Consider the following 14,956-nt stretch of genomic DNA (forward strand, 5'->3'; position numbering starts at 1 on the left):
AGCACCGCCCTGTCGGCGGTCAAGGGATTACTAGCGGAAATGCGGCTCCTGAAGTGCGTTCCACAGGCCGGGGAAAAACTGGTCCAGAGAATTGGGCCAGACCGCTTTCAACACGAGGGCGCGCAACGGTGAACACCAGCACGGAAGCCCCTCGCCGCACCCGCATCCAGCAGGAGAAGCGCGAACTCATTCTCGAAGCCGCGCTCGAGGTGTTCTCCACCAATGGCTTCCGCGGCTCGACCATCGACCAGATCGCCGAAGCCGCTGGGATGTCGAAGCCCAACCTGCTCTATTACTTTCGCCGCAAGGAAGACATTCACGAGACGCTGATGCAGCGCCTGCTCGACACATGGCTGGCGCCGCTCAGGGAACTCGACGACATCGGCGATCCCCTGACCGAGCTCAGGAGCTACATCAGGCGCAAGCTTGAAATGGCGCGCGATTTTCCGCGCGAGAGCCGGCTGTTCGCCAACGAGATTCTGCAGGGCGCACCACGCATCATGCCCTTGCTGACCGGCGAACTGAAGACGCTGGTCGACGAGAAGGCAACCGTCATCAAGGGCTGGATGCGCGCCGGCAAGATCGCCAGGACGGATCCTTGGCACCTGATCTTCTCGATCTGGGCGACGACCCAGCACTATGCCGATTTCGACGTCCAGGTCCGCGCCGTGCTCGGCCCGAACCGTGGCGGCGACGGCCGCTTCGAGGACGCAGCGAGGTTCCTGGAGCAATTATTTCTCGACGGGTTGAAGCCGAAGGCCTGACCCTGCCCTGAAGGCTCAGGCGCTGCGCCGCTCGGCCGGCAGTGCATCAAGCAAGCTCTGCAGCTTGGCGATCGAGTTCTGCTCGGCCAGCGGCGTGTAGACGACCAGCCGCATGTCGGATCCATCGTCGATCGACAGGCTCATATGCTCGAAGGCCATGGCGCCGGCCGTCGGATGGCGGACGTGCTTCAGACCCGTCAGCTTTCGCGCTACGTCACGTCGGGGCCACCAATCGCGGAACTCGGGGCTCGAGCGCATCATCAGCGCGATCAGCCGGTCGAAATCGGGATCACCGACATATTTGGCGCTTTCGGCGCGAAACGAAGCGAGCACCACGCGAGCAAGCTCTTCCCAGTCGACGAGCAGGCGACGGTGCTGCGGGCTTGTAAACACCATGTGGACGATGTTGCGGGCGTCGCCTTCCAGCAAGCCATAATCGCCGAACACCGCGACGGCTGCCGGGTTCCAGGCGAGCACGTCCCAGCGCCGGCCAACCACATAAGCGGGTTGCAGCACAAGACTTTGCAGCATGTGCAGCAACGGCCCGTCGACCTTTTCGGGCGTCGCCCCACGATGCTCCGGCTGCTGGCGGCCAGCGAGGATGAACAAATGCCGCTTCTCGACAGCGTCGAGGCGCAGCGCCTCGCAGAGCGCCGCCAGCACCTCTACGGAGGGCCTGACATCCCTGCCTTGTTCCAGCCAGGTGTACCAGGTGGTGCCGACACCGGCGATCATCGCCACCTCCTCGCGCCGCAGGCCCGGCGTGCGCCGCCGCGCGCCGCAGGCAATGCCGGCGGCCTGTGGCGAAAGCCTCTCGCGGCGCGAGCGCAGGAAGGCGCCGAGCTCGCGCCGGCGGCTGTCTTCAGCGGAATGAGAAGGAGCATCCATGACCCTATTATAGCAGTACCGATACCAGGATAAAGTTTGAACTGTTTGGCGCGCACCCGCTGCCCCATCTTCTGTCGAGAGCAACGAATGGAGGCTCAAACATGGACCTGAAAGACAAGACAATCCTGATCACCGGCTCGACCGACGGTGTCGGCCGGGTCGTCGCGCAACGGCTGGGCGCAGGTGGCGCCCGGGTGCTGGTGCACGGACGCGACGCGGCGCGCGGCAAGGCCACGGTCGCGGACATCGAGGCGGCCGGCGGCAAGGCCGAGTTCTTCGCAGCCGACCTCGCCTCGCTGGCCGAGGTGCGCCGGCTCGCCGAGGCCGTGCGTGAAAAAACCGCTCGGCTCGACATCCTCATCAACAATGCCGGTGTCGGCACGGTTGGCCAAAACGCCAAAAGGCAGGTCAGCGCCGACGGCTATGAACTGCGCTTCGCCGTCAACTATCTCGCCGGCTTCCTGCTTACGGAGGGATTGCTGCCCCTGCTGAAGGCCAGCGCGCCGGCGCGTATCGTCAACGTCGCCTCGGCGGGCCAGCAGGCCATCGACTTTAGCGACGTCATGCTTACCCATGGCTACAGCGGCGTGCGCGCCTACTGCCAGAGCAAGCTGGCGCAGATCCTGTTCACCATCGATCTCGCCGAGCAGCTCAAGGGCAGCGGGGTTACTGTCAACGCCCTGCACCCGGCGAGCTACATGAACACCACGATGGTCCGCCAGGCAGGCGTCACGCCATGGAGCTCGGTGGAGACCGGCGCCGAGGCCATTGTCAATCTCACCACCTCCCCCGCGCTCGAAGCGCGCAGCGGCCTCTATTTCGACGGCCTGCGCGAATCCCGCGCCGACGCCCAGGCTTACGACGCCAGAGCAAGACAACAATTGCGCGACTTGAGCCTCGACCTTGTCGGGCAGGTTACAGTGAAGAAGGAAGAGCGTTCATGACCAGCAAGATCGAACATACAGTCGTCATCGGTGGCTCGTCCGGGATCGGCCTGGCGACCGCGCGCAAACTGCTCGGCCCCGGCATGAAGGTGACCATCACCGGGCGCAATCAGGACAAGCTCGTCAGCGCATGGAAAAGTCTCGGTGGCGCCGCCGACAAGGCGGCGTTCGATGCTGCCAAGCCCGACGAGGTGCGCCAATTCTTCGAGCGCATCGGCCCGTTCGACCATCTCGTTCTGGCGGCGAGCGGCGGCAAGGGCCTTGGCCCGTTCGAAACACTCGACCTTGCCGATATCGCTGGCGGCGTCGACGAAAAGGTGCGGCCGCAATTATCCTGCCTGCAGGCGGCCTTGCCAACGCTGGACAAATCAGGATCGGTCACCTTCATCTCGGCGGTATCCGCCCAGCTCGCCACGCCGGGCGTCGCCGGCATCGGCGCCGTCAATGGCATGCTCCTGACGGTGGCACCGATCCTGGCCGTCGAGCTGAAGCCGCTGCGCGTCAACGTCGTGGCGCCCGGCGTCATCGACACGCCCTGGTGGGACTTTCTGCCGGACGAGCAGCGGCAGGCGATCTTTGCCGACTATGCCGGCAAGACACCGGTCGGCCGCATCGGCCGCGCCGAGGACGTCGCCTCGGCCATAGCCTTCCTCGTCTCCAACGGCTTCATGACCGGCCAGGTATTAACCTGCGATGGTGGTTTGCGGTTCGCGGCCTAGCTGCAACCGTCAAAGCGACTGGGCGATCAGCGTCAGGAAACCGCCGCTCAGCGCGACATTGCCAACAAAACCATTGATACGCGACGCACGCTCCTGTCCCTGATGATCCCAGAAATTGTGGAACATCGGCGTGGCGACGATCAGGAACAACACCAGCACCGCACAGGCAGTGGCGGTCCAGAAGCCCGTCACCACCAGCACGCCGGCGACGATCTGCAACACGATGCCGGCCCAAAGTGCCAGCCGCGCCTGCGGCACACCGCGCGCGACCATCAGCCCCGTCAAGAAGCCCGCGTTCTGGATGTTGCGCAAGCCGGCGAAGACAAACCCGCCGCCAAGCAACAGCCGGCCGAGAACCAACAAGGCGGCGGGTAAATCGGCAAGCATCAAACGCTCTCCCTTTGAAATAATGGGAGCGCCGCCTCCCTTGGCGGCGCTCCGATCGTGATCGAACAATCAGGCGGCCTTGGCGGCAGGCATCGGATGAATGGCGTGGAACGGAATGCAAAGCCGGTTCCAGGTATTGATCATGCCCAGCGCCACGGAGAGCTTGACCAACTCCTCTTCCGAGAAATGTTCCAGCGTGCGGGCATAGAGTTCGTCCGAAACACCATTGTTGGCGATCAGCGTCACGGCCTCGGTCCAGGCCAAAGCGGCGCGCTCGCGCTCCGAAAACAGCGGCGATTCCTTCCAGGCTGAAACCAGATAAAGCCGCTGTTCGGTCTCGCCGTCGCGCCTCGCCTCGCGGCTGTGCATCTCGACACAGAAGGAGCAGCCATTGATCTGTGAGGCCCTGAGCTTGATCAGGTGCAGCAGGCTTTCCTCGAGCCCGCATTCATCGACCGCCTTGTTGAGCGCCGATACCGCTTTCATGATCTCGGGCGCCTTGGCGAAGAACTGGAGCCTCTGTCTCATCATCTTTCCTTTCATGCTTGCTTGGTTGAACTGGATTTCTGCTGCCGCTGGTGGCGCTCGGTGAAAGCGCAGCTTGCCGCGACCGACCGCGGATCGGCGCCTTTCATGAAGTCCGCCACGATGTCGGACAGCCTGACCTCGGCCAGCGCCGCGCGATAGGCGCGCTCCGCCTTCAGCATCGCAGCATTGATGCCGCACGGCCTGACATAGGCCGATGCATCGAGTTTCGTGGGGCCGCGCTGGCGGATTTCGCCGCATCGGAAAGCCGGCTCGCGTCCTTCGACCGCCAGCACGATGTCCAGCAGCGTGATGCGTTCCGCCGGTTTCGCCAACCGGTAGCCGCCCGCCGGCCCAGGAACGGATTCCAGGATGCGCGCAGCGGTGAGCATGTTCAGATGTTTCAGGAGATAGCTCGGCGACAGGCCAAACGCCTCCGCCAGGGCCGCACCTGGCATGGTGCTGTCGCCATCGACGCCAGCCAGCGTCGCCGCGCAGTGGATGGCCGCTTCGACGCCATCGCCGAGTTTCATGATACCAATCTCCAATACATGGATAATTTATATCCTGGATAATTTGTATCTGCAATAGCAAAATGAAAACGGCGTCCGAGGACGCCGCTTTTTCCTTGATTGTTCCGCCCTACTCCGCCGCCACCTTGGCCATCGGGTTGTTCGGGTGCGTGGTCCAGTTGGCGTAGACCGGCGACACAGGCATGCCGGTGCGCTGGTCCATCACCCCGGCGGCCAGCGGCTCCATGGTGATGCAGTTGTCAACCGGGCAGACATTGACGCACAGATTGCAGCCGACGCACTCGGCCTCGATCACCTCGAAATGCCTGACGCCGTCGACCATGCTGGTGATCGCCTGATGCGAGGTGTCCTCGCAGGCGATGTGGCAGCGGCCGCATTTGATGCAGGCATCCTGGTCGATATGCGCCTTGGCGACATAGTTGAGGTTGAGATACTGCCAGTCCGTGACATTGGGCGTGGCACGGCCGATGATGTCGTCGAGCGAGCGATGGCCCTTCTCGTCCATCCAGTTTTCGAGACCGGCGATCATCTCCTGCACGATCTTGAAACCGTAGGTCATCGCGGCCGTGCACACCTGCACGTTTCCGGCGCCGAGCGCCATGAACTCGGCAGCGTCGCGCCAGGTGGTGATACCGCCAATGCCGGAGATCGGCAGCCCCTGCGTTTCGGGGTCGCGCGCGATCTCGGCCACCATGTTCATGGCGATCGGCTTCACCGCAGGGCCGCAATAACCGCCATGCGAGCCCTTGCCGTCGATGGTCGGCATCGGCGCGAAGCTGTCGAGATCGACGCCGGTGATCGAGTTGATGGTGTTGATCAGCGACACCGCGTCGGTGCCGCCGGTGTGTGCTGCTCGCGCCGGCTTGCGGATATCGGTGACGTTGGGCGTCAGCTTGGTGATGACGGGCATGCGCGTGTACTGCTTGCACCAGCGCACAACCATTTCGATATATTCCGGCACCTGGCCGACGGCGGCACCCATGCCGCGCTCCGACATGCCGTGCGGGCAGCCGAAATTGAGCTCGATGCCATCGGCGCCGGTCTCCTCGACAAGCGGCAGGATCGCCTTCCAGCTTTCCTCGACGCAAGGCACCATGATCGAGGCGATCAGCGCCCGGTCGGGCCACTCCATCTTGACCTGCTTCATCTCACGCAGATTGGTCTGCAAGTCGCGGTCGGTGATCAGCTCGATGTTGTTGAGGCCGAGCAGACGGCGGTCGGCGCCCCAGATCGCGCCGTAGCGTGGGCCATTGACGTTGACCACCGGCGGGCCCTCTTCGCCCAGCGTCTTCCAGACGACACCGCCCCAACCGGCCTTGAAGGCGCGCACGACATTGTAGGCCTTGTCGGTCGGCGGCGCCGAGGCCAGCCAGAACGGATTGGGCGATTTGATGCCGACGAAATTATTCCTGATATCTGCCATGCTCATGCCCTCCCGTTCGAGGTCAGTGCCCGGTGAATGGATTCCGCCGCATCACGCCCTTGCGCCACGGCCGAGACGGTCAGGTCGTCGCCACCGAATATGCAGTCGCCGCCGGCCCAGACCTTGGCCAGCGAGGTGCGCCCTTCCGCATCGACCTTGATGCGCCCGGCCTCGAGCTCGATCGCAGCACCGCTGCCGTTGAGCGCAGCGGGGACGAAACTCTGTCCGATCGCCTTGAACACCTGGTCGGCAACGAGGGTCAGCGTCTCGCCGGTGCCGGCAAGACTGTCGCCGTTCATGGCGGTGTATTCAAGCTCGATGGCATTGACCTTGCCGCCTTCGGCAATCACCCGCTTCGGCTGTAGCCAGTGTCGGATGACGACGCCGTTGGCGGCCGCCAGGTCCTGCTCGAATTCGGAAGCATTCATATGTTCCTGGCCGCGCCGGTAGCAGATCGTCACCTCCTCGGCGCCAAGCAGCTTCGACTGCACCGCGGCATCGATCGCCGTCATGCCGCCGCCGATGACGACGACGCGGCGGCCGACCGGCAGGCCGGAGAGATCGCTGGCTTGGCGCAGCTCGGAGATGAACTCGACGGCGTTGGTGACGCCCACGGCGGCCTCGCCATCGGCGCGCAGCGCATTGACGCCGCCGAGCCCCATGCCCAGAAACACCGCGTCATAATTGCGGATCAGGTCGGAAAGCTGATAGTCGCGGCCGAGCGCCTTACCGTTCTGGATATCAATCCCGCCAATCGAGGTAACGTACTCGACCTCGGCTTGGGCGAAATTGTCGACGCTCTTATAAGCGGCGATGCCGTATTCGTTGAGCCCGCCCGCCTTCGCGCGCGCTTCCAGGATTGTGACGTCGTGGCCATGGCGGGCGAGCCGATGGGCGGCGGCAAGGCCGGCCGGCCCGGCGCCCACCACGGCGACCGCCTTGCCTGTCGGTGCGGCACGTGGATAAAATTGCCTGTTCTCGCTCATCGCGATATCGGTGGCATAGCGCTGCAGCCGACCGATCTGCACCGGCTTGCCTTCCGCCACTTCGCGCACGCAGACCTCCTCGCACAGCGTCTCGGTCGGGCAGACGCGGGCGCACATGCCGCCCAGAATGTTCTGGTCGAAAATGGTCTTGGCCGAGCCGATCGGATTGCCCGTGGAGATCTGGCGGATGAACAGCGGAATGTCGATCGAGGTCGGGCATGCGTTCATGCACGGCGCGTCGTAGCAGAAATAGCAGCGGTCCGCTTCGACCAGCGCCTCGTGGTGATCGAGCGGCGGATGCAGGTCGGAAAAATTGTCCGCATACTGATCGGCAGGCAGCCGGCCGCCTGCAATGCCTTCCCTGAACTGGCCTTCTGCCATCGTCAGTTCCCCTTGTTTTCGTTTTAGGGAAGGCTAGCACGTTTTATTTTTTTATCAATTGGTCAATTTTCTACATAAGCCTCTGAAAAGGCTCGAATAAAACATGATAATTTGGTTCACGTTTAATATCGTAATGCGCGAATGTCGAACTTTCGAGGAAGGACGGTCCGCTAAGCGGCAGGCCGCAATCATGGCATGCCTGTCGAGCCGCAATTTTTCCTCCGCTGTCGGATTTCCGTCTCGAAGATCGTCCTATGATGGATCGAAGGACGATCGACGCAAAAGGTGAGGAGACCGACGATGCCGAAATCCCCAATGCCCTTCTTCTGGTACGAATTGATGACATCAGACCTCGACGCCGCCGAGGCGTTCTATACCAAGGTGGTCGGCTGGACCGCGCAAGCCTTCGACAAGGCTCCCGGCATGCCGCGCTACATCGTCATGAATGTCGGCGAGCGTGGCGTCGGCGGGCTGATGACGATGCCTGAGGATGCCGCCAAGATGGGCATGCCTCCCGCCTGGCTTGGCTATATCCACACCAGGGATGTCGATGCTGCCACGGCGTCGCTGCAGAAAGCCGGCGGCGCCGTTCATCGCCAGCCCGACGACATTCCGGGCGTCGGCCGCTTCGCCGTCGTCGCCGATCCGCAAGGCGCGACCTTCATGTTCCTGCAGCCGAACGGGCCCGACCAGCCGGTCGTGCCGGCCAGCACACCGGGCCATATCGGCTGGCACGAGCTTTACACAACCGACTGGAAGGCCGCGTTCGACTTCTATTCCAGCCAGTTCGGATGGACCAATGCCGGCGATTTCGACATGGGGCCGATGGGAACCTATCAAACCTTCGCGGCCGGCCCCGAATCCGGTGGCGGCATCATGAACAAACCCGAACAGATCCCGGTGCCGGTCTGGCAGTTTTATTTCAACGTAACTGCCATCGACGCGGCGGCAAAACGGGTGACCGACAATGGCGGCAAGATCCTGATGGGCCCGATGGAGGTCCCCGGCGGCAGCTGGATCGTGCAATGCCAGGACCCGCAAGGCGCCCATTTCGCCTTGATGGCGCCCGGACGGTAAGGGGCTCAACGTCGCACAGGAGGACGGCCTTTTGACCAAGGGATTGAAGGCCGTCCCCCAGCCTGGCGCCGAGCTATTCCGGCGTTAGCACCGCGACTTTCAGGCCTGCCTTTTTTGCACCGCTGAACTGGACGGTGGCCGGGCCGGGCGCAAGCTTGAACCGAACGCTTTTGCGAATGTCCGGACAGGTCTTGACCCCGCTGTAGCCGGCCAATTTCACGGTATGGCCGTCTTGAATGACATCGATCCAGGCTTCGCCCGACAGGCTTATCTGGATACCCCCTTCCGGCGGCACAACCATGCTGGCGACAGCGCCGAACGTGCCAGGCGCCGGGGCACGTTCCGGCGGGAGGGCGAATTCCGCTGTCTCGGCCGGCACCAGAACCAGATCGGCGGCAGCGCCGACCGCCAGCGTCGTCCCCGACGCAGCAGAAGGAGGCGCGGCGAACAGCGCCTGCTCGCGCGTTACCGGCCATTTGAAAGCCTCGCAGCCGGCATCCCCGGCCATCGCGAAGCTGGTACCTGCAAGGATTGCGAAAAAGCTGATGACGACTTTTTTCATGGCGAGAGCCCCCCAAACGATTTCAACTATCTACAGATCGATACAACCATAGGGATAATAATGCAACCTTAGGGAGAAAATATCGACGCGTTGCGGAACATCTCGCATCGCCGATTGTTGATGTCCGGTAGCGGGAAGTGAATGGTCCATCTCGGGGCGATAATCTAGGCCGGACCTGGGGGTGAAAACGGAGTTTCAGATGGCGCTTTTTGAAGGCTTGGCCCGATACCAGCCACAGGCGCTCGGCGTTCTGCGCATCATGACCGCGCTGCAGTTCATCGAGCATGGCAGCCAGAAGCTGTTCAATTTCCCGGCAAGCGCCGAACCCCACGCCCTCAGCGGGTTGACTTTGACAGCCGGCATTCTCGAGTTCGCCGGCGGCATCCTGCTCGCGCTGGGGCTGTTCACCCGCCCAGTCGCCTTCCTTCTGGCCGGCGAGATGGCGATCGCCTATTTCATGGCGCACATGCCGCGCGGCTTCTTCCCGGTCAACAATGGCGGCGATTTGGCGATCTCGTTTTGCTTCATCTTCCTCTATCTGTTCTTCGCCGGCCCTGGCGCCTTTGCGCTCGACAATCGCCGCGCTGCCTGATGCGAGCCGGATGCGGATTGTTCACGCCCGCATCCGCTCCAAATTGGCGTCGAACAGCGGCACCGGCTGCATGCGTGCGGCATGGCGCTTGCCGAGGATTTCGATCTCGAAGCCTTCGCTCTCCTCGGCGATCTCCTTCGGCACGTAGCCCATGGCCACCGATTTCCTTGAATGATGCGCATAGCCGCCTGACGTCACCCAGCCACGCACCGTGCCGCCGAACCAGATCGGCTCGTCGCCGATGACATCGGCGTCGGCAGCCTCGACGATGAAGGCGCGCAGCCTGAGCCTGCCGCCCTGCTTGCGCTCTGCCAACGCCGCGGTCTTGCCTATGAAATCGGCTTCCTTGCCATAGGCGACAAAGCGATCGAGCCCTGCCTCCAGCGGTCCGTAGATCGGCCGGTATTCGCGCGCCCACGAGCCATAGTTCTTTTCCAGCCGCAGTGCGTTCAGCGCACGGGAGCCGAACAGGCCAATGCCGAACTCCTCGCCCGCCGCCATCAGCGCCTGGAACGCCGCGCGCTGATATTCCGGCGCCACCCAGATTTCATAGCCGAGATCACCGGTGTAGCTGACGCGGCCTACCAGGCACGGCGCCATGCCGATATCCATCTTGCCGATGGCCATGAAGGGAAAGGCGGCGTTCGAGACGTCCGTCCGCGTGACCTTGGCCAGCACGTCCCGCGCCTTCGGCCCGGCGACGGCAAGGCCGGTGAGTTTCGCGCCCGAAGCCTCGATGCGGACAGAACCATCCGCGGGCAGATGCTTTTCGAACCAGCGCATATGGTACTGCTCGGCAATGCCGGAACCGGCGATGAACCACTCCTCGCCGCCGAGATTGGCCAGCGTGAAATCGCCGATGAGCTTGCCGTCCTCCTTCAGCATAGGCGCCAGCGTCATGCGGCCTGGCCTCGGCAGCTTGCAGGCGAGCAGCCGGTCGAGCCATGCAGCAGCCCCCTCGCCTGTCACGCCGTATTTGGCGAAATTCGAAATCTCGGCGAGGCCGACGCCCCCGCGAACGTTTGCAACCTCCCTGCCGACATGCGCGAAATCGCTCGAGCGACGCCACGAGAACTCGTCCTTGACGCCTTCGGGCGCGTACCAGAGCGGCACTTCCAGCCCATAGGACACGCCCCATTGCGCGCCCTTGGCCGACAGCAGGTCATAGACCGGCGTGGTCTTCAGCGGCCGTCCGGCGGGCAATTCCTCATTGGGGAAGCGTATCGAAAAGCGCCTGGAATAGTTCTCGCGCACCTTAGCGTTGGTGTAGGCCATCGTCGCCCAGTCGCCATAGCGCGACACGTCCATGGCCCAGATGTCGGCGCCGGGATCGCCCTCGATCATCCAGTTGGACAGCGCGAGCCCAACGCCGCCGCCCTGGCTGAAACCGGCCATGACGCCGCAGGCCACCCAGAAGCCCGGCAAACCGCGCACCGGCCCGACCAGCGGGTTGCCGTCAGGCGCGAAGGTGAAGGGTCCGTTGATGATCTGCTTGATGCCGGTGTTCTGAAAGGCCGGGAAATGCCGGAAGCCGACTTCCAGCGACGGCGCGATGCGGTCGATGTCCGGCTCCAGCAATTCATGGCCGAAATTCCACGGCGTCTGGTGCTCGGACCATGCCTTGTTGGCCTTCTCATAGGTGCCCATCAGCATGCCGCCGCGCTCCTGGCGCAGATAGAGCTCGCCGTCGAAATCGACGGCGTGGATGATCTCGGTGCCGGTCTTGGCGTTCCAGGCGGCGACCTCCGGCATGTCCTCGGTGATCAGGTACATATGCTCCATGGCCAGCACCGGCAGTTCGAGCCCGACCATGCGGCCGACCTCGCGCGCCCAAAGTCCACCGGCGTTGACGACATGCTCGGCCACGACCTCGCCCTTGTTGGTGATGACGCGCCACAGCCCGTCGGGACGCCGCACGATGTCCTCGACCTTGGTGAAGCGCTCGACCTCGGCGCCCAGCTTACGCGCAGCCTTGGCATAGGCATGGGTGACGCCGGAGGGATCGAGATGGCCGTCCTCCTTGTTGCGGACAGCGCCGACGAACTGCTTGGGGTCGAGCAGAGGCATCAGTTCGGCCGCTTCTTTCGGCGAGATTTCTTCGAGATCGATGCCGAGGTAGCGACCCTTGGCGACGACGCCGCGCAGCCAGTCGAGCCGCGCCTCGGTCGCCGCCAGCAGCACGCCGCCGGTCAGATGCACGCCGGTCGCCTGGCCGGAAAGCTCCTCGATCTCCTTGTAGAGGTTGATCGTGTATTTCTGCAGCTTGGCGACGTTGGGATCGCCATTGATCGTGTGCATGCCGCCGGCCGCGTGCCACGTCGAGCCTGAAGTCAGCTCGTCGCGCTCCAGAAGCACGACGTCGGTCCAGCCATGGCGGGCGAGATGGAACAGCACGGAACACCCGACGACCCCGCCGCCGATGACCACGACCTTTGCATGCGATTTCATGGGTTCTTCTCTGATATCAGTGAGTTGGATGGGCTAGATGATTCAAAACGGGACGTTCGTGGCGCATCACGGCTCGCCCGCCCCAATCGCTTCCTTGCGCTTGGTCACGTAGGCCTCCAGCGCTTCGCGCACGGTGACGTCCATCGGCGGCTCGACATAGTCTTCGAGCGCCTTCTTCCACAACCGCGTGGCGCGCGCGGTTGCGTCGAGGCCGCCGGCTTCCTGCCAGGCTTCAAAATTCTGCCAGTTCGAAAGCATCGGCTGATAGAAGGCCGTCGCATAACGTTCCAGCGTGTGCGGCTCGCCGAAGAAATGGCCGCCGGTCGGCACCGCGCCCAGCGCCTCGACGGCAAGCTCGGCCTCGTCGACCACGATCGGGCGCAAAAACTCCATCATGTGCTGGATCATTTCGACGTCGATGATGAATTTCTCGAACGACGCCGTCAGCCCGCCCTCCTGCCAGCCGGCGGCGTGATAGACGAGGTTGCCGTGGCCGAGCACAGCGCCCCACAGCGCCATCAACGTCTCGTAAGCGCCTTGCGCATCGGCGGCGTTGGAGGCCGAGCCCGGCGTTGTCCGGTAGGGCAGCCCGTAACGCCGTGCCAATTGCCCCGACGCGATGTTGGCCTTGGTGTTTTCAGGCGTGCCGAAGGCCGGCGCGCCCGACTTCATGTCGACATTGGAGGTAAAGGCGCCATACATGACCGGCGCGCCCGGACGCACAAGTTGCGTCAGGACTACGCCGAACAGTGCTTCCGCATTCTGCTGCGCGAGCGCACCCGCCAGCGTCACCGGGCTCATCGCGCCCATCAGCGTGAACGGCGTCACTGCCACAGACTGGCCGAATTCGGCCATCGTCATCAGCCCCTCGGCCATCATCTCGTCGAAACGGCGCGGCGAGTTGACCGAGATGATGGTGGCGATGCCGGGATCGTCGCGCAACTGGTCCAGCGTCAGCCCGCGCGCGATCGCCATCATCTCGATCCCGTCCAGCGCCCTGCCCCGACCGATCGCCGAAACATGGAAGCTTTTGTCGGTCAGCGTCAGATTGGTGAAATAGGTGTCGAGATGGCGCGAATTGGCCGGCAATTCGACCGGCGCGCAGACCTGGTTGCCGAGCATGTGCACGCAGTTGAAATGCTGCGCCAGCCGGGTCAGGTCCGCATAGTCGCGCAAATTGCCGGGGCGGCGGCCCCGCGCCATGTCGTGCACATTGGGCGGCCCCGCAACGAGCGTGAAATTGATTGTGTTGCCGCCGAGATGAACGGCGTTGGCCGGATTGCGCGGTGTAAGGGAATAATTGGACCGCGTCGTCTTCAGCGCCTCGTCGACCATGCCGCGGTCAATGCGCACGTTCGCCGACGCGTGGTCCACGCTGGCACCGGCCTGCTCGAACAGCGAGAGCGCCCGCGGGCTCATCACCTCGATGCCGAAATTCTCCAATATGTGCATCGACGCCTGATGGATCGCCTCGATCTGGTCGGGCGACAGCAAGGCCATCGGCGGATAAGGATTGGTCACCCGCCTCGCCGGCAGCTGCGGGATAGGCCCTGGTCCCCGGTTGCTGGTGCGCTCGGCGCCGCGCTTGCGTCTTGGTTCGTTCATGCCAGGCATCAAAGCCTCGGCAAACCGCGCCAGCTGTCAGAAATACGCCGTTTGCGGGCGCGATTTTAACCGAGGCGGCATTTTCGAAACATCGATTTATGAAAAGCGACAAGATATGTCGGGTGATCAATATGGCATTTTTCTGAAGCGCCCGCATCGGCGGCCCGTTAACGAGGGCAGCAAGATTCCCTTTATGATTTGAGCCTATTGCTCTGCCGATGCGTAGGTCGAGTTTTAGTAAAATTGTAGCGGTTGGTATGCTGCTGGCACTTTCGGCCTGTGCGACGGCCCCCAGCCACATCAACAATGTCTGCGCCGTCTTTGACCAGAATGACGGCTGGTTCGACAATTGGCAGTCGGCCGCCGAACGCGCCGAGCAGAAATACGGCGTGCCCGTCCCCGTGCTGATGGCGACCGTGCGCAAGGAATCGGGATTCAAGAGCAACGCCCGGCCGCCACGCACCAAACTGCTCGGTTTCATCCCATGGAAGCACGTCTCGTCGGCCACCGGCTTCTCGCAGGCGCTGGACGGCACCTGGTCGCAATATCAGAGCGAAACCGGCAACTGGGCGGCGCGCCGGACCAAATTCGCCGACGCCGTCGATTTCGTCGGCTGGTACCATTCCAAGACAGCGGATACCTACGGCGTCGCCCGCAACGACACCTACAATCTCTACCTTGCCTATTATCTCGGCTGGACCGCCTATGGCCGCGGCAATCGTGGCGATTCCGGCGTCCAGAGCTATGCCCGGGCCACCGACAAGATGGCCCGCGACTATGCCGAACAGCTAAGGCAGTGCGGCAGCTAAAGGGCTCCCGCTACAACGACAGCATCTGTCAGCGCGGCTTCCTGCCGAACACCTTGATGTATTCCGCCTCGCCGCCCTTGGCGAGCGCCTTCGCCTGCTTGACCCAGTCCTCGCGCTCGATGCGGCCCTGGAATCTCAAATGGTCGTCGACCCACTCCCGTTCGGCCTTCTTCCACGAGGCAATTTGAGCGTAGGTGAAGATACCGAGGCCATTGAGGATGGCTTCCGTCTTCGGACCCACGCCGGATATCAATTTCAAGTCGTCCGGCTTGGCAGGCTTGAAGATGCCGGCGGGTCGGTTCCTGTCGGCCGC

At 63.3% G+C, this 14,956-nt stretch carries 16 protein-coding genes; 7 read left to right on the forward strand and 9 right to left on the reverse strand.

The window, feature by feature from the left end:
- Positions 1 to 128: 128 nt before the first annotated feature.
- Positions 129 to 764: a TetR family transcriptional regulator C-terminal domain-containing protein gene (locus ACIU1A_RS14780; RefSeq protein WP_140495120.1), complete on the forward strand. Its 636-nt coding sequence runs from the start codon at positions 129 to 131 to the stop codon at positions 762 to 764.
- Between the two features lie 15 nt (positions 765 to 779).
- Here ACIU1A_RS14780 and ACIU1A_RS14785 read toward each other — a convergent pair whose 3' ends face one another.
- Complete coding sequence (locus ACIU1A_RS14785; protein ID WP_404927602.1) at positions 780 to 1,652, reverse strand: helix-turn-helix transcriptional regulator; 873 nt, start codon at positions 1,650 to 1,652, stop codon at positions 780 to 782.
- 101 nt (positions 1,653 to 1,753) lie between these two features.
- On the opposite strand from ACIU1A_RS14785, the gene ACIU1A_RS14790 reads away from it, so the two are divergent.
- Both ACIU1A_RS14790 and ACIU1A_RS14795 read left to right on the forward strand, forming a co-directional pair.
- Positions 1,754 to 2,596 (forward strand): SDR family NAD(P)-dependent oxidoreductase, encoded by an 843-nt coding sequence (locus ACIU1A_RS14790; protein WP_404927603.1) that lies wholly within the window; start codon positions 1,754 to 1,756, stop codon positions 2,594 to 2,596.
- Positions 2,593 to 3,315, forward strand: a complete 723-nt coding sequence (locus ACIU1A_RS14795) for an SDR family oxidoreductase (RefSeq protein ID WP_140761266.1) — start codon at positions 2,593 to 2,595, stop codon at positions 3,313 to 3,315. Before ACIU1A_RS14790 ends, ACIU1A_RS14795 begins: the two co-directional genes overlap by 4 nt.
- Before the next feature lie 9 nt (positions 3,316 to 3,324).
- On the opposite strand, the gene ACIU1A_RS14800 is transcribed toward ACIU1A_RS14795, so the two are convergent.
- The 5 genes from ACIU1A_RS14800 to ACIU1A_RS14820 form a co-directional block, all read right to left on the reverse strand.
- Positions 3,325 to 3,702 carry a DoxX family protein gene (locus ACIU1A_RS14800; protein ID WP_140516666.1) on the reverse strand — a complete coding sequence of 126 codons (378 nt, stop codon included), beginning with the start codon at positions 3,700 to 3,702 and terminating at the stop codon, positions 3,325 to 3,327.
- A gap of 69 nt (positions 3,703 to 3,771) precedes the next feature.
- On the reverse strand, positions 3,772 to 4,230 hold the full coding sequence (locus ACIU1A_RS14805; RefSeq protein ID WP_140495113.1) for a carboxymuconolactone decarboxylase family protein: 459 nt from the start codon (positions 4,228 to 4,230) through the stop codon (positions 3,772 to 3,774).
- 11 nt (positions 4,231 to 4,241) lie between these two features.
- A complete protein-coding gene (locus ACIU1A_RS14810) occupies positions 4,242 to 4,760 on the reverse strand; it encodes an Rrf2 family transcriptional regulator (RefSeq protein WP_140739553.1) in 519 nt (172 codons plus the stop codon).
- Positions 4,761 to 4,869: 109 nt separating this feature from the next.
- Complete coding sequence (preA, locus tag ACIU1A_RS14815; protein ID WP_404927604.1) at positions 4,870 to 6,183, reverse strand: NAD-dependent dihydropyrimidine dehydrogenase subunit PreA; 1,314 nt, start codon at positions 6,181 to 6,183, stop codon at positions 4,870 to 4,872.
- Positions 6,184 to 6,185: 2 nt separating this feature from the next.
- Entirely contained in the window at positions 6,186 to 7,550 is a 1,365-nt protein-coding gene (locus ACIU1A_RS14820) for an NAD(P)-dependent oxidoreductase (RefSeq protein WP_140495107.1), read from the reverse strand.
- Between the two features lie 300 nt (positions 7,551 to 7,850).
- Between ACIU1A_RS14820 and ACIU1A_RS14825 the strand changes: the two genes are divergently transcribed.
- Entirely contained in the window at positions 7,851 to 8,627 is a 777-nt protein-coding gene (locus tag ACIU1A_RS14825) for a VOC family protein (protein ID WP_140567426.1), read from the forward strand.
- Between the two features lie 73 nt (positions 8,628 to 8,700).
- Here the strand turns inward: ACIU1A_RS14825 and ACIU1A_RS14830 are convergent, their stop codons facing one another.
- A complete protein-coding gene (locus ACIU1A_RS14830) occupies positions 8,701 to 9,189 on the reverse strand; it encodes a hypothetical protein (RefSeq protein WP_140516672.1) in 489 nt (162 codons plus the stop codon).
- A 199-nt stretch (positions 9,190 to 9,388) separates the two neighbouring features.
- Here ACIU1A_RS14830 and ACIU1A_RS14835 point away from each other — a divergent pair, with 199 nt between their 5' ends.
- Positions 9,389 to 9,781: a DoxX family protein gene (locus ACIU1A_RS14835; protein ID WP_140516674.1), complete on the forward strand. Its 393-nt coding sequence runs from the start codon at positions 9,389 to 9,391 to the stop codon at positions 9,779 to 9,781.
- A 21-nt stretch (positions 9,782 to 9,802) separates the two neighbouring features.
- Here ACIU1A_RS14835 and ACIU1A_RS14840 read toward each other — a convergent pair whose 3' ends face one another.
- Positions 9,803 to 12,229, reverse strand: coding sequence for an FAD-dependent oxidoreductase (locus tag ACIU1A_RS14840; protein WP_404927605.1), 2,427 nt, complete (start codon positions 12,227 to 12,229; stop codon positions 9,803 to 9,805).
- A gap of 66 nt (positions 12,230 to 12,295) precedes the next feature.
- Positions 12,296 to 13,834, reverse strand: a complete 1,539-nt coding sequence (locus ACIU1A_RS14845) for a trimethylamine methyltransferase family protein (protein ID WP_140495097.1) — start codon at positions 13,832 to 13,834, stop codon at positions 12,296 to 12,298.
- Between ACIU1A_RS14845 and ACIU1A_RS14850 the strand changes: the two genes are divergently transcribed.
- Entirely contained in the window at positions 13,833 to 14,036 is a 204-nt protein-coding gene (locus ACIU1A_RS14850) for a hypothetical protein (RefSeq protein WP_140516680.1), read from the forward strand. The two genes, ACIU1A_RS14845 and ACIU1A_RS14850, sit on opposite strands and share 2 nt — an antisense overlap.
- A gap of 16 nt (positions 14,037 to 14,052) precedes the next feature.
- A complete protein-coding gene (locus tag ACIU1A_RS14855) occupies positions 14,053 to 14,643 on the forward strand; it encodes a transglycosylase SLT domain-containing protein (RefSeq protein ID WP_140521244.1) in 591 nt (196 codons plus the stop codon).
- Positions 14,644 to 14,956: the final 313 nt, after the last annotated feature.

It is taken from the genome of Mesorhizobium maamorense (assembly GCF_044998965.1).
Classification (GTDB): Bacteria; Pseudomonadota; Alphaproteobacteria; order Rhizobiales; family Rhizobiaceae; genus Mesorhizobium.

Bases quoted from the DNA above. Each gene is read 5' to 3' on its own strand.
- ACIU1A_RS14800 (WP_140516666.1), bottom strand. From the start codon at position 3,702: ATGCTTGCCGATTTACCCGCCGCCTTGTTGGTTCTCGGCCGGCTGTTG.
- ACIU1A_RS14850 (WP_140516680.1), top strand. From the start codon at position 13,833: ATGCCAGGCATCAAAGCCTCGGCAAACCGCGCCAGCTGTCAGAAATAC.
- ACIU1A_RS14795 (WP_140761266.1), top strand. From the start codon at position 2,593: ATGACCAGCAAGATCGAACATACAGTCGTCATCGGTGGCTCGTCCGGG.
- ACIU1A_RS14785 (WP_404927602.1), bottom strand. From the start codon at position 1,652: ATGGATGCTCCTTCTCATTCCGCTGAAGACAGCCGCCGGCGCGAGCTC.
- ACIU1A_RS14820 (WP_140495107.1), bottom strand. From the start codon at position 7,550: ATGGCAGAAGGCCAGTTCAGGGAAGGCATTGCAGGCGGCCGGCTGCCT.
- ACIU1A_RS14855 (WP_140521244.1), top strand. From the start codon at position 14,053: ATGCGTAGGTCGAGTTTTAGTAAAATTGTAGCGGTTGGTATGCTGCTG.
- ACIU1A_RS14845 (WP_140495097.1), bottom strand. From the start codon at position 13,834: ATGAACGAACCAAGACGCAAGCGCGGCGCCGAGCGCACCAGCAACCGG.
- ACIU1A_RS14805 (WP_140495113.1), bottom strand. From the start codon at position 4,230: ATGAGACAGAGGCTCCAGTTCTTCGCCAAGGCGCCCGAGATCATGAAA.
- ACIU1A_RS14830 (WP_140516672.1), bottom strand. From the start codon at position 9,189: ATGAAAAAAGTCGTCATCAGCTTTTTCGCAATCCTTGCAGGTACCAGC.
- ACIU1A_RS14810 (WP_140739553.1), bottom strand. From the start codon at position 4,760: ATGAAACTCGGCGATGGCGTCGAAGCGGCCATCCACTGCGCGGCGACG.
- ACIU1A_RS14840 (WP_404927605.1), bottom strand. From the start codon at position 12,229: ATGAAATCGCATGCAAAGGTCGTGGTCATCGGCGGCGGGGTCGTCGGG.
- preA (WP_404927604.1), bottom strand. From the start codon at position 6,183: ATGGCAGATATCAGGAATAATTTCGTCGGCATCAAATCGCCCAATCCG.
- ACIU1A_RS14835 (WP_140516674.1), top strand. From the start codon at position 9,389: ATGGCGCTTTTTGAAGGCTTGGCCCGATACCAGCCACAGGCGCTCGGC.
- ACIU1A_RS14790 (WP_404927603.1), top strand. From the start codon at position 1,754: ATGGACCTGAAAGACAAGACAATCCTGATCACCGGCTCGACCGACGGT.
- ACIU1A_RS14825 (WP_140567426.1), top strand. From the start codon at position 7,851: ATGCCGAAATCCCCAATGCCCTTCTTCTGGTACGAATTGATGACATCA.